A 21,429-nucleotide genomic window follows, 5' to 3' on the forward strand; every position below is an offset into this window, starting at 1 on the left:
CAACATCCCCGGGGATTTGTAAAGTAGGCCCGCACTCGCTGGTGGTGTGGAGAAGGCGACAACCGCCATTACCGTTGATCACGTAGGATGCTCATGAGCGAAAGCTTTGCTGAACTGTTCGAACAGTCCCTCCAGGACATCAACATGGAACCCGGTGCCATCGTCATGGCCACCGTGGTGGACATCGAAGGTGACTGGATTACCGTCAATGCCGGCCTGAAATCCGAAGGCCAGATCCCCGTGGCGCAGTTCCGTAACGATAACGGCGAACTGACCATCGGCATTGGCGACGAAGTCAAGGTTGCACTCGAAGCCGTCGAAGACGGGTTCGGTGAGACGCGTCTGTCCCGCGAGAAGGCCAAGCGTGCCGAAGCCTGGAAAGAGCTGGAAGCCGCCTTCGAGAAGGACGAGATCGTCAAGGGCGTGATCAACGGCAAGGTCAAGGGCGGTTTCACGGTCGACGTGGCTTCCATCCGCGCCTTCCTGCCGGGTTCGCTGGTCGACGTGCGCCCGGTGCGCGACACCACGCACCTCGAGAACAAAGAGCTCGACTTCAAGGTCATCAAGCTCGATCCCAAGCGCAACAACGTGGTCGTTTCCCGCCGTGCCGTACTCGAAGCCGAGAACAGCGCCGAGCGTGAAGCGTTGCTGGCGACCCTGCAGGAAGGCCAGCAGATCCAGGGTATCGTCAAGAACCTCACCGATTATGGCGCGTTCGTCGATCTGGGCGGCGTCGATGGTCTGCTGCACATCACCGACATGGCCTGGAAGCGCATCAAGCATCCGTCCGAGATCGTCGGTGTCGGCGACGAGATCAACGTCAAGGTGCTGAAGTTCGATCGCGAGCGCAACCGCGTGTCGCTGGGCCTCAAGCAGTTGGGCGAAGATCCCTGGGTCAACATCAAGGCGCGTTACCCGGAAGGCACCAAGGTCGACGCGCGCGTCACCAACCTCACCGACTACGGCTGCTTCGCCGAGCTGGAAGAGGGTGTCGAGGGTCTGGTTCACGTCTCCGAAATGGACTGGACCAACAAGAACATCCATCCGTCCAAGGTCGTGCAGGTCGGTGACGACGTTCAGGTCATGGTGCTGGACATCGACGAAGAGCGTCGGCGTATCTCGCTGGGCATCAAGCAGTGCACCACCAACCCGTGGGAAGACTTCAACGCCCGTTACAACAAGGGCGATCGGGTTGCCGGGACCATCAAGTCGATTACCGATTTCGGTATCTTCATCGGTCTGGAAGGCGGCATTGACGGTCTGGTTCACCTGTCCGACATTTCCTGGTCCGAGACCGGCGAAGAGGCGGTGCGCCAGTTCAAGAAGGGTGACGAAGCCGAAGCCGTCATCCTGTCGATCGACCCCGAGCGCGAGCGCATCTCGTTGGGCATCAAGCAGCTCGAGACCGACCCGGTTTCCGAGTTCCTGGCGGTCAACGACAAGGGCTCGATGGTTACCGGTCGTGTCGTCGAAGTCGACGCCAAGGAAGCTCACGTCGAGCTGGCGACCGATGTCATCGGTATCCTCAAGGCCTCCGAGATCAGCGCCGATCGTGTCGAAGACGCGCGTAACGTGCTTAGCGAAGGCGACAGCGTCGAGGCCCGTATTGTCAGTGTCGATCGCAAGAACCGCGGCATCAGCCTGTCGATCAAGGCCAAGGACCAGGCGGACACGCGCCGCAACATGGGCCGCCTGCGCGAGCAGGAAAGCGAGTCCAGCCCGACCACCATCGGCGACCTGATCAAGCAGCAGATGGGTCAGGATTGATCGTCCACTAGTCTCGCAAGACGCAAGACGCAAGACGCAAGACGCAAGATGGCCAGATAAGAGCCGCGACCTTCGGGTCGCGGCTTTTTTATACTCGCTCGTTTAATCCCGCTCGGCGGGTGAGAAGACCGCGTCCACGCCGACACGGTTCAGGGTGGCGGGTCGATATGCGTTTCCAGCGCGCTCAACAGGCCTCTCAATAGCGAAAGCTCCTTGCGGTTGGGCTGGGCGCGGGCGAACAGCGCATGCAGGTGATCCGAGGTCCGCGCATGGGGCTGGTTGAGAAAGCCCGAGCTCTCCATGACGCGCTGCAGGTGCTCGTGGAAGTAGCCAAGCTGTTGCTGGGTCGGCAGCGGGCCGTGGGTTGGCGAGGCCGTGGGCACCGCGTTATCGGCCCGCCGCCAGGCGCCATAGACCTCATGGGCGAGCACCTGGACCGCCTGGGACAGGTTGAGCACGCCATAGTCGGGGTTGGCGGGGATGCTGGCCTGGTGGGTGCAGTGGCGGATTTCGTCGTTGGTCAGGCCGTAGCGCTCGCGACCGAAGACCAGCGCCACCGGGCCCTGCGCGGCATTGGCGATTACCGTACGGGCCATCTCGTCGGGTTCGTCGAAGTGGGGCAACGGCAGGCTGCGCAGGCGCGCGCTGGCACCGATCACCTGCACGCAATCGCCGACCGCCGCTTCAAGGCTGGTGACGACCCGAGCCTGCTCGACCACGTCGCTGGCCCCGGCGGCCAGCCGCGTCGCTTCGGCATCGGGAAAACAGCGCGGATTGACCAGCGTCAGCCGGGTGAGCCCCATGGTCTTCATGGCGCGGGCGCTGGCACCGATATTGCCGGGGTGGAAGGTCTGGACGAGAACGATGCGAATATTGTCGAGCATGCTGGGCGCTTGGTGGCGAAATTCCGTCAGTTTACGCGACGACTCCGGCCGGCACGAGTGCGCTGCGTCGGGGTTGTCCGATAAGGGTGGCGCGGCTAGACTGCGGGCCTTCCAAGGAGCCGTCATGCCGCCGAATTCATCCCGCAACAAGCCGCACGCCAAGCCCGCCGCGACGCTGGTGCCCAACGAGCTGTTGCTGTATTGCCGGCCGGGTTTCGAGAGCGACCTGAGTGCCGAGTTGCAGGCCAGGATCGACGCACTGGATGCCCGGGACGCCGCGGGGCATGCGACAGCCGAGCCGAACGCCGGCCATGTGAGCTGGATAATGGACAATGGCCGGGCCGCCAATGGCCTGCATCGTGAACTGCCGCTCGATGCGCTGGTCTTCGCCCGCCAATCGCTGGTTGCCTTGCCGCCGCTCGGCGGACTCTCTCGCGACGACCGATTGACCCCGATCATCGCGCAGGTCGTGGCCAGCGGCTGGAGTTTCGAGTCGTTGTGGCAGGAGACGCCGGATTCCAACGACGCCAAGGCGCTGGCCGGCTTGATGAAAGCGCTGCAGTGGCCGCTGGAGTCGACGCTGCGCAAGCGCGGTGCGCTGCGGCGCAAGGCCGGCGGGCGGCGTCTGCATCTTTACTGGACGGCCGGCGACGGCGTGCAGTTGGGCATGAGTTTCCCCGGCAACCGCAGTGAGACGCTGGGCGGCATACGCCGGCTGCGCTCCCCCCATGACGCGCCGAGCCGCTCCACGCTCAAGCTGGAGGAAGCCTGGCACGAATTCATCCCTCGCGAGGAATGGCCGGAGCGGCTGCACGCGGGGATGCAGGCGGCGGATCTGGGCGCGGCGCCGGGCGGCTGGACCTATCAGCTGGTACGCCAGGGCATGTACGTCTACGCCATCGACAATGGCCCCATGGGCCGCGAGCTGATGGCGACCGGTCAGGTCGAGCATCTGCGCGAGGATGGCTTCACCTGGCAGCCGCCGCAGCGCCTGGACTGGCTGGTGTGTGATATCGTCGACAAGCCGATGCGGGTCGTCGACATGGTCGAGCGCTGGCTGTTAAAGCGCTGGTGTCGCGAGGCGGTGTTCAACCTGAAGCTGCCGATGAAGCAGCGCTGGGAGGAAGTGGCGCGCTGTCTCGAGCGGCTGGAAGCGCGTCTGGCGGATGCCGGAGTCGAGGCACGCATCGCCTGCAAGCAGCTCTATCACGATCGCGAGGAGGTTACCGTCCACGTGCGGCTGTCATGACCCTATACATCCAACACGCCACCCGAGAGGCCAACGATGGATCCGCAATCCGATTCCTACGATGCCAATGCCGAGCTGGATACCATCGGGCTTTATTGCCCCGAACCGATCATGCTGATGCACAACCGGGTACGCGACATGCGCGCCGGCGAGGTGCTCAAGGTCGTCGCCAGCGATCCCGCGACCACCCGCGACGTGCCAAAGTTCTGCAACTTCCTGGGCCATGAACTGCTCGCCCAGGAGCAGCGCGGCGACGACTACCTTTACTATATTCGCCTCGGCTGAGACCCAGCAGCAGCACGGCTTGCGTTGCGCGGTGCCGGATGCCTGTCAAGCGTCGTCGTGACCCACCATGCAGGCCAGCGCCTCGAGGGTGGCCGGGTCCTCCTGACGAATGCGATTGGCGATGGCCCGCTGGAAGAAGTAGACCACCTGGTGGCGGCTGTGGCCGGGGTATAGACAGTCGTCGCCGGCGACCACCGGGGTCGACTCGACCCGGCTCTCGTCGACCAGCAGGGCCTCGATCGTGCCATTGCTGTAGAGCCGCCAGCCGAACACCAGCTTGAGCTGCCAGGTCGTCGCCTCCTCGTCGAGGCACAAGGCATGCGTGCCCAGCGTCTCGGGCAACTGCTGAAGAAGGGTCGTTTCGCCGCTCTCCTCGTAATCGAAATAGGCGGCGGCATGCTCGAGTTCGTAGACCTTGTGCTCGGGCGCGGTGTAGAAGATCTCTTCGGTTTCGGGATCGCGGTAGCCGACGAAGTGACCGTGCTCCGGATCGTCGAGATCGTGACAGGGTGTCAGCGCTTCCATCCACGGCACCAGGCCGACCACCTCCCCGTCGTCGCGCAGGCCCCAGGCGAGCAACGGCATGCCGTAGAGCGTGTCGAGATCGGAGGCCAGATGATAGACCATCTCGAGGCCGTCCAGCTCGGGGGCGAGGCGAACCAGATGACGCTTGGCCCTCAGCCGGTTGCGCATGGTCTCCAGATCGATGACCCGGGCGGAGCGGGGGGACATTGGGATACCCATGGTTACCCTCCTCATCGGCAAGATTTCGGCCTAGGCCTCGATTCACTATTAGCACAGCTCGCCAGTCGAAGTTAACCCCTGTCGACGGACGCGCGTGCAACGCTGACATCGGTATTCCCCCGGCTGACCCGCCAGAGACGCCATCCCAGCAGCAGCGCGGCGACGCTCAATCCCGCAACCAGGCCGAGCCAGTAGCCGTAGACGCCGAGCGGCTGCCAGTCGCCGATACCGGCGCTGCCCAGCAGGTAGCCGCCGCCGAGACCCACCGCCCAGTAGGACACCAGGGTGATCGCCATGATGATTCGAGTATCCTTGTAGCCGCGCAGCGCCCCGGCCAGGTTGACCTGCAGGGCGTCGGAGAACTGATAGATCATGGCCAGCCAGATCAGCGACACCGCCAGCGACTGGACTTCTTCGTTGGGACTGTACAGCGCCACCACCGGCCCGGCGGTGAGCCACAGGATCAGGTCGTTGAGCAGCGCCACCAGCAGACAGGCGACGATGCCGTTCCAGGCCACGAAAGCGGCGCCGCGGCGCTGCCCGCTGCCCAGCGTGTGACCGACACGTATCGTCAATGCCATGCCCAGTGACAGCGGCAGCATGAACAGGATCGAGGTGTAGTTGAGCGCGATCTGGTGGGCGGCGACGGCAATCTCCCCGAAGCTGGCGATGAACAGCGCGATCAGCGTGAACAACGTCACTTCGACGAAGATCGCCACGCCGATCGGCGCGCCGACATGCAGCAATTCACCGAGCATGGCGCGTTGCGGGCGGGCCAGCCTCGACCACAGGTTCAAGGAAGCGAATATCGCGCTGCGCTGCGTATAGATCAGCAGCGCCAGGCACATCACCCACATCGCCAGCGCGGTGGCGATGCCGCAGCCCACCGCGCCCAGTGCCGGTAACCGGCTCAACCCCAGCGGCAGGGCGTCGCCGAACAGCGTCTCGAGGCCGGGACCGCCGTAGATCAGCAGATAATTGAAGGGAACGTTCACGCCCAGCCCCAGCAGGCTGATCCATAATGCCGGACGGGTATGGTTCATGCCGTCGGCGAAGGCACGCAGCGCCTGGAAGGCGGCCACGCCCGGCATGCCGAAGGCGACCATCGCCAGGTAGCTGGCCGAGAGCGAAGCCACGGGCTCGGGCACTGCCATCAGACGAAACACCGGCATCACCGCGAACGCCAGCAACAGGGCGGCGACCACCCCGAGACCCAGCGCCAGCCACAGGGCCTGATGCACGAAGGGCCGGATCCGATCGACACGCTTGCCGCCCAGCAACTGGGCGACGATCGGCGTCAGGCCCATCAGCGTGCCGGTGGCGAACAGCATCAACGGCAGCCACAGGCTGGAACCCACCGAGATCGCCGCGAGATCGGTGGCGCTGGCGCGCCCGGCCATGATCACGTCGGTCACGCTCATTCCCGACTGGGCCAGCTGTGCGCCACAGATCGGCAATGCCAGGCGGATCAGCGCGGCGTTTTCTCGCCGCCAGCGCTGCCAGCGGTTTCCGGTTATCGCCACGGCGACGCTCCCTATCGGCCGGCGGGGGAAACCGCATTCTAGGTGACTCGCGACGGCCTGCCTACGGCGACCGTCGTCGCAGGGCCGGGCCCAGCAAGCGGATGCCAGTCGAGCGGACGACACGTATAATGTCGGCCATGAACGAAGCTAGCGGCTCCCATCGCATCGACGACGTCATCGCGCTGTTCGACGGTCTGTTTGGCGCCGTTCACCGCACCCGGCTGGTGAGCGGCGGCGATGAGCCGCTGTACCGGCCTGCCGCGCATGGCGATGGCCACCACCAGGTGATCTTCACGCGCGACTATTTCGCCAGCGCGCTGCACGAGATCAGCCACTGGTGCATCGCCGGCGAGCGTCGCCGGCAATTCGAGGACTACGGCTACTGGTATTGCCCCGATGGGCGCGATGGCAACATGCAGCAGGCGTTCGAGAACGCCGAGGTGGCGCCGCAGGCCCTGGAGTTGCTGTTCTCGCGGGCCTGTCGGCGACGCTTCCACGTCAGCGTCGATAACCTCGGTGACATGGCGGTCGATCGCCACGCCTTCAGGGCGCGCGTCGAGGCCCGCGCCGAGCGTTACCGGCGCGAGGGGCTACCGCGGCGTGGCGATGCTTTCTGCACCGCGCTCGAGGCGTTCTATCGTGACCGCGTGTCGCGCGATGCGGCGGTCGCCATGGGCCATGAGCGGCTGGCCCGCGGCGCGGCGGGGGGCTGCATATCGTGACGGATGCGCCAGGTTAGCTGGCGGCGTCCTCGATCAGGCGCTGATGAAGGTAGAGCATGACCTGCACTTCATGATCGGGGCGCAACGGTTCGAGGCCCAGTTCGCCGAACAGCTCGTTGCGCGCGCGGGCCCATTCGCCGGTGGCGAGGTCGGGGTACAGGCTCTCGGCCGGGGCCAGCTCGACGAACGGGTCGACGCCATAGTCGTCGAACAGCCGCGACAACCCGGCCTCGTCGTCGAACACCCCGGCGGTGAACAGCGTGGCGCTGAAATGATCGCCTTCGAGCTCGCGGATCACGTCCAGCGGGCTGACGCCGAAGGTGCGCAGCTCCTCCAGACTGTAGTCGCCGAGCTTGAGCAGTTCGTCGTTCAGCCACGCGTCGTCGGGCTGGATCAGGGTGTGCTTGATCTGGCCATCGGGCAGCGCCCAGGCGATGGCCAGCGGGAGGGCATCGTCCTCGCCGGTCTCGATGGTGATAAAGCCGGGATAATCCGCCATCAGTTATCCTCCAAGCGGAAGAAGCGTTGCGCCGTCGACGTGGTCGCCCGGCAGATGTCGCCCTCGCCGTCGCCACGCCAGTGGGCGATCTCGCGCACAATCCAGGGTAGCAGCGCGGGCTCGTGGCGTCGCCCGGGCGCCTTGGCCGGCAGGTTGCGCGGCAGCAGGTAGGGGCAATCGGTCTCGACCATCAGCCGCTCGAGCGGGATGTCGGCGAGCAGTTCGCGCAGGTGATGGCCGCGACGCTCGTCGCACAGCCAGCCGGTCAGGCCGATGTGCAGGTCAAGATCGAGATAGCCATGCAACGTCTTGCGCTCGCCGGTGAAGCAGTGGATGACTGCGTCGGCGATGTCGTCGCGCCAGCTCCTGAGCATCTCGAGCATGCGCGGACCGGCATCGCGCTCGTGGATGAACAGCGGCAGGCCGGCCTCGACGGCAAGCCCCAGTTGGGCCTCGAAGGCGCGCTCCTGATCGGCCGGTGACGAGAAGTTGCGGTTGAAATCGAGCCCGCATTCGCCGACGGCGACGATTCCCGGCTCGCGGTACAGCGCGGCGAACTCTTTGGCCAGCGTGGCCGACCATTGGCTGGCCTCGTGGGGGTGCACGCCGGCGGTGGCGTGGAGCCCGCGATGGCGCGCGGCCAGCTCGAGGGCCTGATGCGCATGCTCAAGGTCGGTGCCGGTGACGATCAGCGTCCCGACGCCGGCATCGCGGGCGCGCTCGATGACCGCCTGAACGTCGCGGCGAAAGCTGTCGTGGGTCAGGTTGGCGCCGATGTCGACCAGCGGCGCGGCGGCCTTGAAGCGCAGCGTGTCGGGCAACGGGTTGGCGCTGTCGGCGATGCCTGGCGAGGTGTCGCTCACGTCGATCTCCTGGGTCGCGGGAACGATCATTGTACCCAAGGCCACGCGGCGCCGGCCATGCGTTACAATGCCCGTTCCTGAAACATATTCTTCTTGAAACTCTCCACGACGAGGTAGGCGTGACGCTGCTACGGCTCGAACAGCTGCAATTGGCCTATGGCCCACAAGTCCTGCTCGATGGCGCCGACCTGACCCTGGAACGGGGTGAGCGTCTGGCGCTGGTGGGGCGCAACGGCACCGGCAAGTCGACCCTGCTGGGGCTGGTGGCCGGCGACAATCTTCCCGACGGCGGCCACATCTGGCGCGCCCCGGGCCTGCGCATCGGCGTGCTGGCCCAGGATCTGCCGGTGGCCAGCGGCGAGACGATCTTCGACGTCGTCGCCCAGGGGCTGCCCCAGGCCGGCGAACTGCTCGCCGAGTATCATCATCTGATCCAGTCGGACGATCCCGACATGAACCGCCTGGCGCAGTTGCAGACGCGGCTCGAGGCGATCGACGGCTGGTCGTTCCATCAGCGCATCGATAGCGTGCTGACCCGGCTCGGATTGCCCGCCGACAGCCAGATGAGCGCGCTGTCCGGTGGCTGGCGGCGGCGCGTGGCGCTGGCCCGGGCACTGGTCGCCGATCCCGACCTGCTGCTGCTCGACGAGCCGACCAACCACCTCGATCTGGACACCATCACCTGGCTCGAGGAGCAGCTGGCGGCATTCGCCGGCGCGGTGCTGTTCATCACCCACGACCGGGCCTTTCTGTCGCGCCTGGCCACCGCCATCCTCGAACTCGATCGCGGCCGGCTGGGGCGCTACCCCGGCGACTACGCGCGCTACCAGGCGCAGAAGAATCACGAGCTCGAGGTCGAGGCCCGCGAGCGCGCCGAGTTCGACAAGAAGCTCGCCCAGGAGGAGGCGTGGATTCGCCAGGGCATCAAGGCGCGGCGGACCCGCAACGAGGGCCGGGTGCGCGCCCTGCAGAAGATGCGCGGCGAGCGCGCCGAACGCCGCGAGCGCCAGGGCCGGGCGACGATCCGCGTCGACGGCGGCGAGCGCAGCGGCAAGCGCGTGGTCGAGTTGAGCCGCGTCAGCCAGCGCTACGGCGACGACTGGGTGATTCGCGATCTCGATCTGGAGATCCAGCGTGGCGATCGGGTGGGGCTGATCGGGCGCAACGGCGCCGGCAAGACCACGCTGCTCAAGATCCTGCTCGGCGAACTCGAGCCCAGCGAGGGCCGGGTGCGCATGGGCACCAACATCAGCGTGGCCTATTTCGATCAGCTGCGCGCCGGGCTGGAGCCGGAGAAGAGCGTCTACGACAACGTCGCCCAGGGCAGCGACCGGGTCAGCGTGGGCGGCAAGGACAAGCACGTGATCAGCTACCTGCAGGACTTCCTGTTCACCCCCGAGCGCGCCCGCCAGCCGGTCAAGGCGCTGTCGGGCGGCGAGTCGAATCGGCTGTTGCTGGCCAAGCTGTTCACCCAGCCGGCCAACGTGCTGGTACTCGACGAACCGACCAACGATCTCGACGTCGAGACGCTGGAACTGCTCGAGGAGCTGCTGCTCGACTTTGCGGGAACGCTGCTGCTGGTCTCCCACGACCGGGTGTTCATGGATAACGTGGTCACCGAGGTGCTGGCCTTCGAGGGCAACGGCCGCGTCAACGACTACGTCGGCGGCTACAGTGACTGGGTGCGCCAGGGCGGTAAATTGCCGCCGGCGCCCTGGGCCTTCGATGCGGCGGGCGTCGACAAGGGGAGCAGGAACGAAGGCGGCGGGAAGCCTGAGTCCACGGCCTACGACGCTACGGCAAAGCCCGCCAGGAAGGTTGTCAAGCTTTCCTACAAGCTGCAGCGCGAGCTGGATAGCCTGCCGGCGACCATCGAGTCGCTCGAGGCGCAGATCGCCGACTTCGAAGCGCAGATCGCCGACCCGGGATTCTATCGGCAGGATGCCGAGACGGTGAGCCAGTCGCTCGAGGCGCTGTCCGCCAGGCAGGCGGAGCTCGATGCGGCGATGGAGCGCTGGATGGAGCTTGAGGCCATGACGCACGGCGAATAGCACGACCACGGGCCGGCTGGCGGCCCGTGGTCATGTTCAGGCGGCCGGTCATTCGTCGGTTTCGCCGTCCTTGCCGACGCGTACCGCGAGGACGTCGCATTCGGCGCCATGCAACACACCCGTGGATGTCGAACCCAGCAGCAGGGCGAAGCCATGGCGGCCATGCGAACCGACCACGATCAGATCGACGCCATGTTCCTTCGAGAAACGGTGGATTTCGGTATCCGGCATACCCACCACTACATATTGATCTTCTCGCGGGATGTCGTGGGGATCGGCGATCTCGGCCAGGCGATGCTTGGCATGGTCGTCGAGTTGATCTTGAATGCTGGTCAAGTCCATGGGGATGTCGCCACCGTAGGCGAAGCCCAGTGGCTCCAGGGTATGCATGACCGACAGCTTGGCGTGATTACGTCGAGCAATGGGAATGGCGCGCTCCAGCACCTTGTATGAATCCTTGGTCAGATCCACGGCGACCAGCACATGATGGTATTCGTTACTCATGGGAAGGGCCCTCCCTCATTCAACGATTGGATGCAGTCACTCTAAATCGAGAGTGTTTGCCTCACAATGAGCCTAATCAACGTTTCAGGATACGACATGACGTTTTGGCTGATTCTCGCAGTGACCATGTTGGCGATCATTTCGCCGGCCGTGTGGCTGCGGCCCTCGCGACGCGACCACCGGATCGCCGCATTGCGCCAGGCGGCGCGGGAGGCAGGCGTTTCTGTGGGGTTTTCCAAGTCGCCGCTGCACATGGCACCGGCCGACCTGGCGAGCTATCGTTGGCGTTACCCGCAGACGCGTCCAGGACCGCGTTGCGTACTGGTGCGCGAGGCGCATGCCAGTACGCAGTTGAAGCCGTACGGGACGAACTGGCGTTGGCGGATCGAGCCGCTGCGGCGCTTGCCCGCGGAGGCGGACCAACGGCTGCAGCAACTCCTGGCGCGCTTGCCGGAGGATGCGCTGGTGCTCGAGTCGACTCGCGACCATCTATGGCTGTGGTGGGGCGAGTCGCTGGACGCGGCGGCGTTCAGCGACATCGAAAGGTCCATGGCGAGGCTGCGCGATGCCCTGGAAGGCGATGAGACAAGCCGCGGCGCGCCCAATGTGCCGCCTGGCTAGCGCCCCGAAGGCGCGGGCGGCGGTGGTGCTAGCAATCGCCCCCGGGGCTGCGCGTCTGTAGACGCTGGGCGTTGCGCTCGATGCGGTTCAGCAGGTCCTCGAGAGTGGCGACTTCCTGGGGCGAGATGCCTTCGAGTATCTCGGTGCGCGCCTGGTCGGCAATCGATACGATCTGTTCCAGCATGGGCATGGCGCTTTCGGTCAGGTAGACCCGCTTGGTGCGCCGGTCGTTGGGGCAGGGGCGGCGCTCGATCAGGCCTTGATCGCTCAACTGATCAAGCGTACGCACCAGCGAGGGCGCCTCGACGCCGATGGCGCGAGCCAGGTCGCACTGCGGCTGGCCATCGCCCATCTGCCAGAGATGGTAGAGGGTGACCCAGCGGGTCTGGGTCAGGTCCAGCGGCGCCAGACGCTCATCGAGGATGGCGCGCCACAGGCGCGGCAGGCGGGACAGTTTGAATCCGATGGTCTCAGGCATTGGGGTTGTCATTTCGCAGGCTAATATTCAGTCGATTGTCCGTAAACCGCGGCGCAATGCAACCCCTAAGGTTGGGTCTTCTCGCCGCCAGGCAACAGTTGCCGCACGTCCAGGCCGGGAATGCCGACGGGAGAGCGAATCAGGCCATCGGCCGTGTCGGCCCGTGCGGCCGATTCGGTGACCGTGAAGCGCATCACGCCGATAAGCTGACCGGTGGCGGTCACCACATCGATGCGCCAGCGCCCGACGCTGTCCAGGGGGAACTGCTGCTTGTGCGTCCAGGCGCGGTAGCCCTGGTCGCGCCCGCCTTCAATGATCAAGGGGATGCGGTCGATCAGTTGTCCCTCGTAGCGCCATTCATGATAGATCTTCTCGCGCAGCCCGCGGGGCGCGCGGATCGCCGTATATGCATAGAGGCCTTGATTGCGCAGCGCGCTATTGGTCAGCGTGAGCCTGCCGCTGGGTTGGCGGCGGCTCGCATCGAAGCTCGGCGAAAGCGCGGTGCCGGTCAGCCACAGCGTCGCCGGTGGCACCCAGGCGCGGCCGGCCCAGGCGGTAGCGCCCAGCAGCAGCGCCAGGCCGATCATCGCCAGCCAGCGTAGCAGTCCCTTGGGCTGCAACAGATGGATCAGGCTCGGCAGGCCGAAGATCATGATCGCCAGCACGGCGAGCAACAGGCTCTCGCCGGTGGTCAGTTGCAGCATCAGGGGCAGGGTGACCAGCACTACCAGGAATACGCATTGGGCGTGAAAGGCGAAATACAGCCAGCGATGACGCTCGGCGAGCTTGAAATACAGCGGGTCGAGAATCGAGAGTAAAGCGCAGCCGATCATCGCCAGGGTGAAGAATACCTGGCCACTGGCCCACACGGTGGTCGCCAGCAGAAAAGGCAGGGTGAAGAACAGTGTCTCCTGATGAATCATCTGGGCGATGAAGGTGGTCACCCCCGAGGGCAGGGTGGGATAACCCCGGCGCGCCAGGATACGGCCTATCATGCTTTCTGAAAGCAGTAGCAGCCAGGCGAGCAGTAGCCCCAGCGCCAGCATGACGCCGAGCGCCTGCTGGCGGTCGACCAGGAAGAAACTCAGCGCACCGATCACAAACGCCATGGGCGGCCACAGCCAGGCATAAGGCTGCAAACGCCTCACCCAGCGTTCGATGAAGTCATTCAGGCGAGTCAGACGAGGCTGTGCGGCGGCGGGCATTGGGCTGACTCGGTCGGGGCTCGTGGTCGGTGCGAAGTCGCGCATCCTAGCAGCTGTCGCCGCGCCTGAGGGAGTCGCCCCGGTGCGACAGCGCCGACGGGTCGCCATTCAGTGCTTGACGAAGTCACCGGGCTTGACTCAAGCTAGCTGTATTCAAACGCTTGTATGAATGTTCTTCTCAACCCGTGGAGATGGGTCCATGATCTACCAAGGCAGCGCCCTGTCGGTTGTGAAACGCAGCGATGGCATCGCCATGCTGACCTTCGACTTGCAGGACGAATCGATCAACAAGCTCTCCAGCACCGTCATTGCGCAACTGAGAGAGGCAATCGATGCGCTCGATACCGAGCGGGGCATCACGGGGCTGGTGATCGCCAGCGCCAAGGACGTGTTCATCGTCGGCGCCGACATCACCGAGTTTCACGCGCTGTTCGCCAAGGGCGAGGACTATCTGGTCGACATGAATCAGCAGGTTCATGCGCTGTTCAATCGTATCGAGGACCTGCCCTTTCCCACCGTCACCGCCATCAATGGCCTGGCACTGGGGGGCGGTTTCGAGGTCACCCTGACCACCGACTTCCGGGTGATGGCGGATTCGGCCCAGGTCGGCCTGCCGGAAACCAAGCTGGGCATCCTGCCGGGCTGGGGTGGTTGCGTGCGCCTGTCGCGGTTGACCGGGGCCGACAACGCCATCGAGTGGATCGCCGCCGGCTCCCAGAACGGGGCCAACCAGGCGTTGAAGATCGCCGCGGTGGATGCGGTGGTGCCGGGCGAGCGGCTCGAAGCCGCGGCGCTGGACATCCTGGCGCGGGCCAATGACGGTGAGCTGGACTATCGGGCACGTCGCGCGGAGAAGACCGGGCCGCTCAAGCTCAACGCCATCGAGCAGATGATGGTCTTCGAGACCGCCAAGGGCTACGTCGCCGGCAAGGCCGGGCCGCACTATCCGGCACCCATCGAAGCCATCAAGGTGATCCAGAAAGGGGCGGGAGAAAACCGCGAACGGGCTCAGGCGATCGAGGCCAAGGCCTTCGCCAAGCTGGCGCTGAGCGATGTCTGCTACAACCTGGTGGGGCTGTTCCTCAACGACCAGCTGGTCAAGAAGAAGGGCAGCCAGTACGAGAGAAAGGCCGCGCCGGTCAACCGGGCGGCGGTGCTTGGAGCCGGCATCATGGGCGGCGGGATCGCCTACCAGAGCGCCTACAAGGGCACGCCGATCCTGATGAAGGACATCAACGAGGAGGCCGTCCAACTGGGGCTGAAGGAGGCGCGCAAGCTGCTTGCCAAGCAGGTCGAGCGCGGCAAGCTGACTACCGAGCAGATGGCCGAGGCGCTATCCAATATTCGCCCGACGCTTTCCTACGGCGATTTCGGCGAGGTCGATCTTATCGTCGAGGCGGTGGTCGAAAACTCCAAGATCAAGGACGCGGTGCTCACCGAGGTCGAAGGCCAGGTCGGCGAGAACACCATTCTTACCTCCAACACCTCGACGATCTCGATCAATCGGCTGGCGCAGAACCTGAAGCGCCCCGAGAACTTCTGCGGCATGCACTTCTTCAACCCGGTGCACCGCATGCCGCTGGTCGAGGTGATCCGCGGCGAGAAGACCAGCGATGCCGCCTTGGCGGCGACCGTGGCTTATGCCCGCAAGATGGGCAAGACGCCGATCGTGGTCAACGACTGCCCGGGCTTTCTGGTCAATCGCGTGCTGTTCCCCTACTTCGGTGGTTTCAGCTTCCTGGTCGAGCAGGGCGCCGACTTCGAGCACGTCGACAAGGTCATGGAAAAATTCGGCTGGCCGATGGGGCCAGCCTACCTGCTCGACGTGGTCGGCATGGACACCGCGGTACACGCCAACGAGGTGATGGCCGAGGGCTTCCCCGAGCGCATGGCACGTGACGAGAAAACCGTCATTCAGGTGATGTACGAAAACGGCCGCCTGGGCCAGAAGAACGGCAAGGGCTTCTACCGCTACGAGGAAGACAAGAAGGGCAAGCCACGCAAGGTCTCTGATGAGCAGGCCAGGGCGCTGGCCGGCGAGGTGGCCGTTGCCAAGCGCGAATTCGAGGACGACGAGATCGTCGCGCGGATGATGGTGCCGTTGTGCATGGAAAGCGTGCGCTGCCTGGAAGACGGTATCGTCGGCAGCCCGGCTGAAGCCGACATGGCGCTGATCTACGGCATCGGCTTCCCGCCGTTCCGCGGGGGCGCGTTGCGCTACATCGACGCCATGGGCGTGGCCGAGTTCGTGGCGCTGGCCGAGCGCCTGGCCGAAGAGCTCGGGCCGCTTTACGCGCCGACCCGGCGGTTACGCGAGATGGCCGCCAACGGCGAGCGTTTCTATAGCGCCGATGCGACTTCCAGCCACAACCCGGCCTGATCCGCCACGTATTTCAGGAGAGACGAGATGAGTTTGAATTCCAGAGACATCGTGGTGGTCGATGCCGTACGCACCGCCATGGCCAAGGCCAGGAACGGGGCGTTTCGCAACGTGCGCGCCGAGAACCTGTCCGCCGCGGTGATGCAGGCGCTGTTCGATCGCAACCCCAAGCTCGACCCCGCCGAGGTCGATGACGTGATCTGGGGCTGCGTCAACCAGACTCTCGAACAGGCCATGAACATCGCCCGCAACGCGGCGATCATGACCGGCATTCCGCGCTCGGTACCGGCGCAGACCGTCAATCGCCTGTGCGGTTCGTCGATGAGCGCGCTGCACATCGCCGCCGCCAACATCAAGGCCGGGATGGGCGACTTCTACGTCATCGGCGGCGTCGAGCACATGGAGCATGTGCCGATGGATCACGGCGTCGACGTCAATCCGGCGGCCAGCAAGCACGCCGCCAAGGCGGCGATGATGATGGGCCTGACTGCCGAACTGCTGGGCAAGATGCACGGCGTCACTCGCGAGGAGCAGGACAAGTTCGGGGTGCGTTCTCATCAGCGTGCGCTCGCGGCCAATGAGAAGGGCTATTTCGATAACGAGATCATCGGTGTCGAGGGCCACGACAGCGACGGTTTCCGGCAGCTCGTGACCCGCGACGAGGTGGTGCGTATCGACGCCAACCTCGAGGACATGGCCAAGCTCAAGCCGATCTTCGATCCCAAAGGCGGTACCGTCTCGGCCGGCACGTCCTCGGCGCTGTCGGTGGGCGCGTCGGGCCTTGCGGTGATGAGTTACGAGCGTGCCAAGGCGCTGGGGCTCGAGCCGATCGCCCGGGTGCTGTCCACCGGCGTGGCCGGCTGCGACGCCTCGATCATGGGCTATGGCCCGGTGCCGGCGAGCAAGAAGGCGCTTGCCGCGGCGGGGTTGAAGATCGACGACATCCAGAGCGTCGAGCTCAACGAGGCCTTCGCCGCCCAGGCGTTGACGGTGCTCAAGGAGCTCGGCCTGCGCGAGCGCATGGACGAGGCCGTCAATCTCAATGGCGGCGCCATCGCGTTGGGCCATCCATTGGGCTGCTCGGGCGCGCGTATCTCGACCACCCTGCTCAACGTGATGCGTCAGCAGGACACCACGCTGGGACTGGCGACCATGTGCATCGGCATGGGTCAGGGGGTGGCGACGATCTTCGAGCGTCTCAAATAAGAGCGGCGTGATTTCCAGGCGGGCCTTACCTGACTCCAGCATCAAACACAGGGCGGGGTGAAGGACTCGCGCCGCTTTCCAAGCCGCCTACGGGCGGCTTTCTGGTGCGCGGATACCGGCGTATGGCGAGCCCAAGCTACAAGCGGCGCGACGTATCGATCGGTTATACTTGAAGGCAGGCCAGCGAGGAGGCGTCATGGAACAACGCATGATCACTGCCATTGACGAAGGTGGCCAGTTGTATCCCATCGACAAGCTCGGGGCGCACCGTCTGGGAACGCGCCACGTCGCCATTTCGGTCTTCGTGTTCTCGGGCACTCAAGTGTTGCTGCAACAGCGCGCCCCGGGCAAATACCACTCGGCTGGACAATGGGCCAACGCCTGCTGCTCGCATCCCGACTGGGGCGAGGCGGTAATCGACTGCGCTCACCGCCGGCTCAAGGAGGAAATGGGCTTGGATCTACCGGTGCACAGCGCCGGTATCATGGATTACCGGGCCGATGTCGGCAGTGGTCTGGTGGAAAATGAGCACGTGCATCTGTTTTCTGCCGAATGCGAAGCCGAAGGAGTGATGATTCGGCCCGACCCCGCTGAAGTCAGCGACTACCGTTGGCTGGATATCGTAGCGCTACGTCAAGAGATCGCCGAGTCACCATGCGCATTCACGCCTTGGCTGCGAATTTATCTGAGGCGTTCGGGCGAGACCGGCATCGTACGCTTGCAAGGTCAGCCGTAAATATTCTCGCCCGAGATAAGTCTCGGTTACTGGGCCAGCGCTTCTTCCTGTGAACTCAGGAAGTCCGATTGTGAAGTGGCTGTCCCACCGTTAGATGTCTGACTGGAATCGGTGCTTAACGATCCCTGAGCATTGTCACCCAGTGTCATCTCGATCTGCTGCCAATTGGTAGCAGAAATAGTCGTATTGCTATATATGGTGGCGGAGCCGGAGGAGCCCGAAGATGAAGCGTTCTGCTTGCTTTCGTAGAGTATCGCCGCGGCCTGGGCACTTCGAGCCGGAAAATTATACGGTTGCGGGCCGATCAAGGAACCGTCACCGGCTTGTGCAATCGGGAAGACTGTCATCCAAGCGCCGATAGCCAGTAAAACGCGGATCGGGATGAGCGTTTTTTCGTGGGCAAGCGCCTTGTCCAATAGGTTCATAAGGTTCTCCCGAACCGGGGGGCGAATGCCCCCCGGCAGTCCCTGATGTTGTCAGTTACTGAAACTACCCAGGCTGACGTTGACGTTGTTACCAACAGCTGTTGCCACAGAGCTGATCTCAGGGCCTTTCAATGTTCCAGGATCAGTAACCATGAGGCTTACGTCATTGACGTAGGAGTAGGCTGATACGCTGCCTGTGCCGACCTGGTTAATGTTAGCAAGCAGGATGGAGTCTGCAGCTGTATTGGCCTGAAGATCCAGCGACAAGTTATTGCCGACAGCCGTCGCTGCACTGTCAACGGTCATGTTGTCGATCCCAGCAACCGTGGAGCTGGCGCTGATACTGCCCGAGCCGTACCAGATCTGGTTGCTATCCAGGTTGGTTTGCACGTCGGTTTCGACACTGGCGTTATTGGCGACAGCGGTCGCTGCACTTTCGATGGCGCCATTACCGATGGCCGAGTAGTCGTAGTTGATGTCGACGTCGACGCCGCCTTTGCCATGGCCGGTGGACCACCAGTCGGCATCGATGGTCTTGTCCGGCTTGACCATGTTGTCGATGTTGGTGACGTTACTGGTAGCACTAACACTGCCGGTGAATGTCTGGTCGATCTCGGCTAGTGCGAGCCCGCTGGGATCATCGAGACCCACATTTATATCGATATCTTGATCAACATATGTATCGACATCAAGATCCCAATCCCAGTCAGATCTATCAAAGGCCTGAGCCTGCGAGATTCCCAGCACCATGGCGCTTGCGGCGCTGATGGCGAAGGCCAGTTTATTCAGTTGTTTCATTGTTGCGTTCCTCTTGACTTACGGCTAGGTATTGCCCGGTTTCCGGCTGACAGGTCTCCCCGTCTGGTATCGGAAGACCCAGGCCTTCGGTCAGGATCTGGTAGGTACCCATTTCCACGACCGATCGAACGCCGAGTTGCAGGGGTTCATTCCTGACACCGCCGGCGTCGAATTCGATGAGTTGGTTGCCAAAAAAACGATAGATCCCGGTTTCCACCTCGTAACCGACGATCTGCTTCTGCAGGCTGGTGACATAGAGCGTTCGGAAAGTCCTGACATCGACCAGGCGTAGGTCGATTCCAACGTTGATCACCGCCGTACGAACACCGCCGCCAATGCCACTGACATAGAGACGTGCCCCGCCGCTGGCAATGTTGTAGTTGAGTTCGGTGAGCGCGCCGAGGATCACGAAGTTGGCCGGCAGAACGGCGATAGGCTTGGGCTCGTAGGCCATCGCATTGCGTTCGAATAGCTGCTGCTCAGCCAGTGGCACGCGCACGTCGAGGCGCTCAGTGAGGTTGACCTTGCCCGTCTTGTACAGGGCACTGATCAGCATTTCCGAGACACCCTGGGTGAGCGCGGTGCTTTCAGTAACCGTGGTATAGGTACGTTGGCCGGTCTTGTCGGCGATCTGGCCCACGGCAATCACTGGAAGATTATTGGCAGCCGGTAACTTGTCGAGATCGGCCAGGCATTGGCTATAGGGTGTGTTATTGCTGGTCACGGGCGGCCCTAGCAGCGGCTTCACATGCTCGAAGTCCGGATCGACTGCTGCACAACCACTACCCAGGAGAACGAACAAGAGCGCCGGATAATACTTGAAATTGAGCATGTGTTATTCACCCGAGATAGTCCGTAAGTGCTTGGCTATCCTTTAAGCATCATGTGTGCCAAATATTCATTTTCTCTTTCTGGCAATGAGTTGTTGGACAATAATGGCGTGATGTTATTGTTGTTTTTTGCAAAATGCCTTGTATTTTGAAAAATTCTTATTAGTGTGACCAGCCTCAGAGTTTATAAGTTGATGACGCTTGAAGATCGAGACTTGATGTGAGCGATGGTTGCGCACTTTGCTAATGTTTTGATGTAGGTAATATCGATTAGCTCGTTGATGCTTTTTTGTTATTTTCGCAGATGTTGGCATAATGTTTTTTTGGGGTTTTTGAGAGCTATGACAGGGCGTCTATTTAATTTTTCAGTAATTTGGATTAGTTTTCAATGGTTTGCGTTGATTTTTTAATGGCTGTGCTCTTGCTTTTATTGTTGCAAGCTGGCGACGTTCGGTTAGTCTGCGTTTTATTGGATGTAAGCGATTGAAAAAGTAATAAAGATGCTTAGTGTGTTGGTTGATGTTATATAACTCAATAAAATTATTAAACAAATGAATCTAGAAGTTTTCTGGGGGCTTGTTATGGGTTGTGAATCATATCTTTCAAGCAGGCAAGGTGCGGCAACGGATCCTCGGGTCATGAGCGCCTTTATCGGTGACTCGCTGCCGATGAAAATGTTATACAAAAAGCTGAAGCAAGTTTCACGTTCCGATGCGCCCGTTTTTATTAGCGGAGAAAGTGGCACCGGCAAGGAACTCTGCGCCAGTGTTCTCCATAAATACGGAAAGCGCCATCAAGGCCCTTTCATCGCCGTCAATTGTGCGGCGATTCCGTCTGAACTCTTCGAGTCGCAATTATTCGGCCACTTGAGGGGCGCCTTTACCGGGGCTTCCTGTGATCGAGACGGCTATACCATGGCGGCAGATGGCGGAACGTTGTTTCTGGACGAGGTCGCCGAACTCAGTCTCGATGTACAAAGCAAGCTGCTGAGATTCCTGCAGACCGGTCAGGTGATTCCCGTGGGGGCGACGGCGCCGCGTGTCGTCGATTGTCGTATCGTTTGCGCCACCAACGTCGATCCTTCCGTGCTGGTCCGTGAGGGCCGCTTTCGCGAGGATCTCTATTACCGCCTGCATGTAATTCCCGTTGCATTGCCACCGTTGCGCGACCGAGGCGATGACATCGTCGAGATCGCTCGTGCGTTGGTGGCGCGCTATGCCGGGTCGGAGGGCAAGGCCTTTCAACGGATTTCGCATCAAGCCGAGCATGCCCTGCGGTGCTACAGTTGGCCAGGCAATGTCCGCGAACTGGAAAATGTCATCCGACGTGCGGTCGTCATGCATGACGGCGAGGAACTAACCGAGCATATGCTCGAACTATCTGTAGCGGCGCGAAGGGTGCCTCTGCCCCCAACGTTCAAGCAAGTTCCTGACGAGGTGTCCTCTGCACACGTTCGTCCACTATGGATGATCGAGCGAGATGCGATCGAGCATGCCATAGCTGCTTGTGGGGGAAACATTCAGCGAGCGGCGGCATTGCTAGCCTGAATATTGCACCATTGGCGCGAGTTCGGCCTGCTGAGTGATCAGGCCAGCTCTTCATGCTGGATTCAGCAAGAATCGGTCACGTTTTGATCAATTACCCAGCGTCGAGACACAC

Annotated in this window: 20 protein-coding genes and 2 pseudogenes; 11 read left to right on the top strand and 11 right to left on the bottom strand. The window is 62.8% G+C overall.

The genetic code is table 11. From position 1 onward, the window contains the following. Positions 1–93 precede the first annotated feature (93 nt). Positions 94–1,767 (top strand): 30S ribosomal protein S1, encoded by a 1,674-nt coding sequence (gene rpsA / locus K7I12_RS06555; RefSeq protein ID WP_231663563.1) that lies wholly within the window; start codon positions 94–96, stop codon positions 1,765–1,767. 149 nt (positions 1,768–1,916) lie between these two features. On the opposite strand, the gene K7I12_RS06560 is transcribed toward rpsA, so the two are convergent. Then, positions 1,917–2,651: an RNA methyltransferase gene (locus K7I12_RS06560; protein ID WP_231663565.1), complete on the bottom strand. Its 735-nt coding sequence runs from the start codon at positions 2,649–2,651 to the stop codon at positions 1,917–1,919. Positions 2,652–2,775: 124 nt separating this feature from the next. Between K7I12_RS06560 and rlmM the strand changes: the two genes are divergently transcribed. Beyond that, on the top strand, positions 2,776–3,900 hold the full coding sequence (rlmM, locus tag K7I12_RS06565) for a 23S rRNA (cytidine(2498)-2'-O)-methyltransferase RlmM (RefSeq protein ID WP_231663566.1): 1,125 nt from the start codon (positions 2,776–2,778) through the stop codon (positions 3,898–3,900). A 36-nt stretch (positions 3,901–3,936) separates the two neighbouring features. Beyond that, on the top strand, positions 3,937–4,185 hold the full coding sequence (tusA, locus tag K7I12_RS06570) for a sulfurtransferase TusA (RefSeq protein WP_231663569.1): 249 nt from the start codon (positions 3,937–3,939) through the stop codon (positions 4,183–4,185). A gap of 45 nt (positions 4,186–4,230) precedes the next feature. Here tusA and K7I12_RS06575 read toward each other — a convergent pair whose 3' ends face one another. Together K7I12_RS06575 and K7I12_RS06580 are read right to left on the bottom strand one after the other, a co-directional pair. Next, the gene (locus K7I12_RS06575; RefSeq protein WP_231663571.1) at positions 4,231–4,929 is read right to left on the bottom strand and encodes a hypothetical protein; all 699 of its coding nucleotides are present in this window, start codon (positions 4,927–4,929) and stop codon (positions 4,231–4,233) included. A 71-nt stretch (positions 4,930–5,000) separates the two neighbouring features. Continuing rightward, on the bottom strand, positions 5,001–6,452 hold the full coding sequence (locus K7I12_RS06580; protein WP_231663573.1) for an MATE family efflux transporter: 1,452 nt from the start codon (positions 6,450–6,452) through the stop codon (positions 5,001–5,003). A gap of 137 nt (positions 6,453–6,589) precedes the next feature. Here K7I12_RS06580 and K7I12_RS06585 point away from each other — a divergent pair, with 137 nt between their 5' ends. After that, complete coding sequence (locus K7I12_RS06585) at positions 6,590–7,174, top strand: elongation factor P hydroxylase (RefSeq protein WP_231663575.1); 585 nt, start codon at positions 6,590–6,592, stop codon at positions 7,172–7,174. A 13-nt stretch (positions 7,175–7,187) separates the two neighbouring features. Here the strand turns inward: K7I12_RS06585 and K7I12_RS06590 are convergent, their stop codons facing one another. Together K7I12_RS06590 and K7I12_RS06595 are read right to left on the bottom strand one after the other, a co-directional pair. Next, positions 7,188–7,673 carry a hypothetical protein gene (locus tag K7I12_RS06590; RefSeq protein WP_231663576.1) on the bottom strand — a complete coding sequence of 162 codons (486 nt, stop codon included), beginning with the start codon at positions 7,671–7,673 and terminating at the stop codon, positions 7,188–7,190. Beyond that, positions 7,673–8,515, bottom strand: a complete 843-nt coding sequence (locus tag K7I12_RS06595; RefSeq protein ID WP_442908027.1) for a TatD family hydrolase — start codon at positions 8,513–8,515, stop codon at positions 7,673–7,675. Before K7I12_RS06595 ends, K7I12_RS06590 begins: the two co-directional genes overlap by 1 nt. Positions 8,516–8,655: 140 nt before the next feature. Between K7I12_RS06595 and K7I12_RS06600 the strand changes: the two are divergent. Both K7I12_RS06600 and K7I12_RS17655 read left to right on the top strand, forming a co-directional pair. Continuing rightward, a pseudogene (locus tag K7I12_RS06600) lies at positions 8,656–10,080 on the top strand (ATP-binding cassette domain-containing protein); the annotation flags it as partial. 291 nt (positions 10,081–10,371) lie between these two features. After that, positions 10,372–10,587 (top strand): annotated as a pseudogene (locus K7I12_RS17655) (ABC transporter ATP-binding protein); the annotation flags it as partial. A gap of 48 nt (positions 10,588–10,635) precedes the next feature. Here the strand turns inward: K7I12_RS17655 and K7I12_RS06605 are convergent. After that, positions 10,636–11,091 (bottom strand): universal stress protein, encoded by a 456-nt coding sequence (locus K7I12_RS06605; protein ID WP_031383059.1) that lies wholly within the window; start codon positions 11,089–11,091, stop codon positions 10,636–10,638. A gap of 96 nt (positions 11,092–11,187) precedes the next feature. On the opposite strand from K7I12_RS06605, the gene K7I12_RS06610 reads away from it, so the two are divergent. Next, entirely contained in the window at positions 11,188–11,712 is a 525-nt protein-coding gene (locus tag K7I12_RS06610) for a preprotein translocase subunit YajC (protein WP_231663584.1), read from the top strand. A 28-nt stretch (positions 11,713–11,740) separates the two neighbouring features. Here the strand turns inward: K7I12_RS06610 and slyA are convergent, their stop codons facing one another. Then, entirely contained in the window at positions 11,741–12,190 is a 450-nt protein-coding gene (gene slyA, locus K7I12_RS06615; RefSeq protein ID WP_031383061.1) for a transcriptional regulator SlyA, read from the bottom strand. Between the two features lie 65 nt (positions 12,191–12,255). Further along, positions 12,256–13,395, bottom strand: a complete 1,140-nt coding sequence (locus K7I12_RS06620) for a DUF5924 family protein (protein WP_231663586.1) — start codon at positions 13,393–13,395, stop codon at positions 12,256–12,258. A gap of 199 nt (positions 13,396–13,594) precedes the next feature. Here K7I12_RS06620 and fadB point away from each other — a divergent pair, with 199 nt between their 5' ends. From fadB to idi, 3 genes are all read left to right on the top strand, one after another. Further along, positions 13,595–15,775: a fatty acid oxidation complex subunit alpha FadB gene (gene fadB, locus K7I12_RS06625; RefSeq protein ID WP_231663588.1), complete on the top strand. Its 2,181-nt coding sequence runs from the start codon at positions 13,595–13,597 to the stop codon at positions 15,773–15,775. A 27-nt stretch (positions 15,776–15,802) separates the two neighbouring features. Next, complete coding sequence (gene fadA, locus K7I12_RS06630) at positions 15,803–16,981, top strand: acetyl-CoA C-acyltransferase FadA (protein ID WP_031383064.1); 1,179 nt, start codon at positions 15,803–15,805, stop codon at positions 16,979–16,981. A 196-nt stretch (positions 16,982–17,177) separates the two neighbouring features. Then, positions 17,178–17,717 carry an isopentenyl-diphosphate Delta-isomerase gene (idi, locus tag K7I12_RS06635; RefSeq protein WP_231663590.1) on the top strand — a complete coding sequence of 180 codons (540 nt, stop codon included), beginning with the start codon at positions 17,178–17,180 and terminating at the stop codon, positions 17,715–17,717. Between the two features lie 26 nt (positions 17,718–17,743). Here the strand turns inward: idi and K7I12_RS06640 are convergent, their stop codons facing one another. The 3 genes from K7I12_RS06640 to K7I12_RS06650 are packed head-to-tail and all read right to left on the bottom strand — an operon-like array spanning position 17,744 to position 19,772. Then, entirely contained in the window at positions 17,744–18,142 is a 399-nt protein-coding gene (locus K7I12_RS06640) for a hypothetical protein (protein WP_031383066.1), read from the bottom strand. Between the two features lie 51 nt (positions 18,143–18,193). Continuing rightward, positions 18,194–18,940 carry a hypothetical protein gene (locus tag K7I12_RS06645; protein ID WP_031383067.1) on the bottom strand — a complete coding sequence of 249 codons (747 nt, stop codon included), beginning with the start codon at positions 18,938–18,940 and terminating at the stop codon, positions 18,194–18,196. Beyond that, complete coding sequence (locus tag K7I12_RS06650) at positions 18,924–19,772, bottom strand: CsgG/HfaB family protein (protein ID WP_084173352.1); 849 nt, start codon at positions 19,770–19,772, stop codon at positions 18,924–18,926. The genes K7I12_RS06645 and K7I12_RS06650 overlap by 17 nt, the downstream gene beginning before the upstream one ends. A 636-nt stretch (positions 19,773–20,408) precedes the next feature. On the opposite strand from K7I12_RS06650, the gene K7I12_RS06655 reads away from it, so the two are divergent. Continuing rightward, the gene (locus K7I12_RS06655) at positions 20,409–21,317 is read left to right on the top strand and encodes a sigma-54 interaction domain-containing protein (protein ID WP_231663592.1); all 909 of its coding nucleotides are present in this window, start codon (positions 20,409–20,411) and stop codon (positions 21,315–21,317) included. Positions 21,318–21,429: the final 112 nt, after the last annotated feature.

Source organism: Halomonas sp. IOP_31 (assembly GCF_021151495.1).
GTDB lineage: Bacteria > Pseudomonadota > Gammaproteobacteria > Pseudomonadales > Halomonadaceae > Modicisalibacter > Modicisalibacter zincidurans.

Coding starts and splice junctions, on each gene's coding strand:
- rpsA (WP_231663563.1), top strand. CDS start 94: ATGAGCGAAAGCTTTGCTGAACTGTTCGAACAGTCCCTCCAGGACATC.
- K7I12_RS06655 (WP_231663592.1), top strand. CDS start 20,409: ATGAGCGCCTTTATCGGTGACTCGCTGCCGATGAAAATGTTATACAAA.
- tusA (WP_231663569.1), top strand. CDS start 3,937: ATGGATCCGCAATCCGATTCCTACGATGCCAATGCCGAGCTGGATACC.
- K7I12_RS06620 (WP_231663586.1), bottom strand. CDS start 13,395: ATGCCCGCCGCCGCACAGCCTCGTCTGACTCGCCTGAATGACTTCATC.
- K7I12_RS06650 (WP_084173352.1), bottom strand. CDS start 19,772: ATGCTCAATTTCAAGTATTATCCGGCGCTCTTGTTCGTTCTCCTGGGT.
- K7I12_RS06575 (WP_231663571.1), bottom strand. CDS start 4,929: ATGGGTATCCCAATGTCCCCCCGCTCCGCCCGGGTCATCGATCTGGAG.
- fadA (WP_031383064.1), top strand. CDS start 15,803: ATGAGTTTGAATTCCAGAGACATCGTGGTGGTCGATGCCGTACGCACC.
- fadB (WP_231663588.1), top strand. CDS start 13,595: ATGATCTACCAAGGCAGCGCCCTGTCGGTTGTGAAACGCAGCGATGGC.
- slyA (WP_031383061.1), bottom strand. CDS start 12,190: ATGCCTGAGACCATCGGATTCAAACTGTCCCGCCTGCCGCGCCTGTGG.
- K7I12_RS06645 (WP_031383067.1), bottom strand. CDS start 18,940: ATGAAACAACTGAATAAACTGGCCTTCGCCATCAGCGCCGCAAGCGCC.
- K7I12_RS06560 (WP_231663565.1), bottom strand. CDS start 2,651: ATGCTCGACAATATTCGCATCGTTCTCGTCCAGACCTTCCACCCCGGC.
- K7I12_RS06590 (WP_231663576.1), bottom strand. CDS start 7,673: ATGGCGGATTATCCCGGCTTTATCACCATCGAGACCGGCGAGGACGAT.
- K7I12_RS06610 (WP_231663584.1), top strand. CDS start 11,188: ATGACGTTTTGGCTGATTCTCGCAGTGACCATGTTGGCGATCATTTCG.
- K7I12_RS06605 (WP_031383059.1), bottom strand. CDS start 11,091: ATGAGTAACGAATACCATCATGTGCTGGTCGCCGTGGATCTGACCAAG.
- idi (WP_231663590.1), top strand. CDS start 17,178: ATGGAACAACGCATGATCACTGCCATTGACGAAGGTGGCCAGTTGTAT.
- K7I12_RS06585 (WP_231663575.1), top strand. CDS start 6,590: ATGAACGAAGCTAGCGGCTCCCATCGCATCGACGACGTCATCGCGCTG.
- rlmM (WP_231663566.1), top strand. CDS start 2,776: ATGCCGCCGAATTCATCCCGCAACAAGCCGCACGCCAAGCCCGCCGCG.
- K7I12_RS06640 (WP_031383066.1), bottom strand. CDS start 18,142: ATGAACCTATTGGACAAGGCGCTTGCCCACGAAAAAACGCTCATCCCG.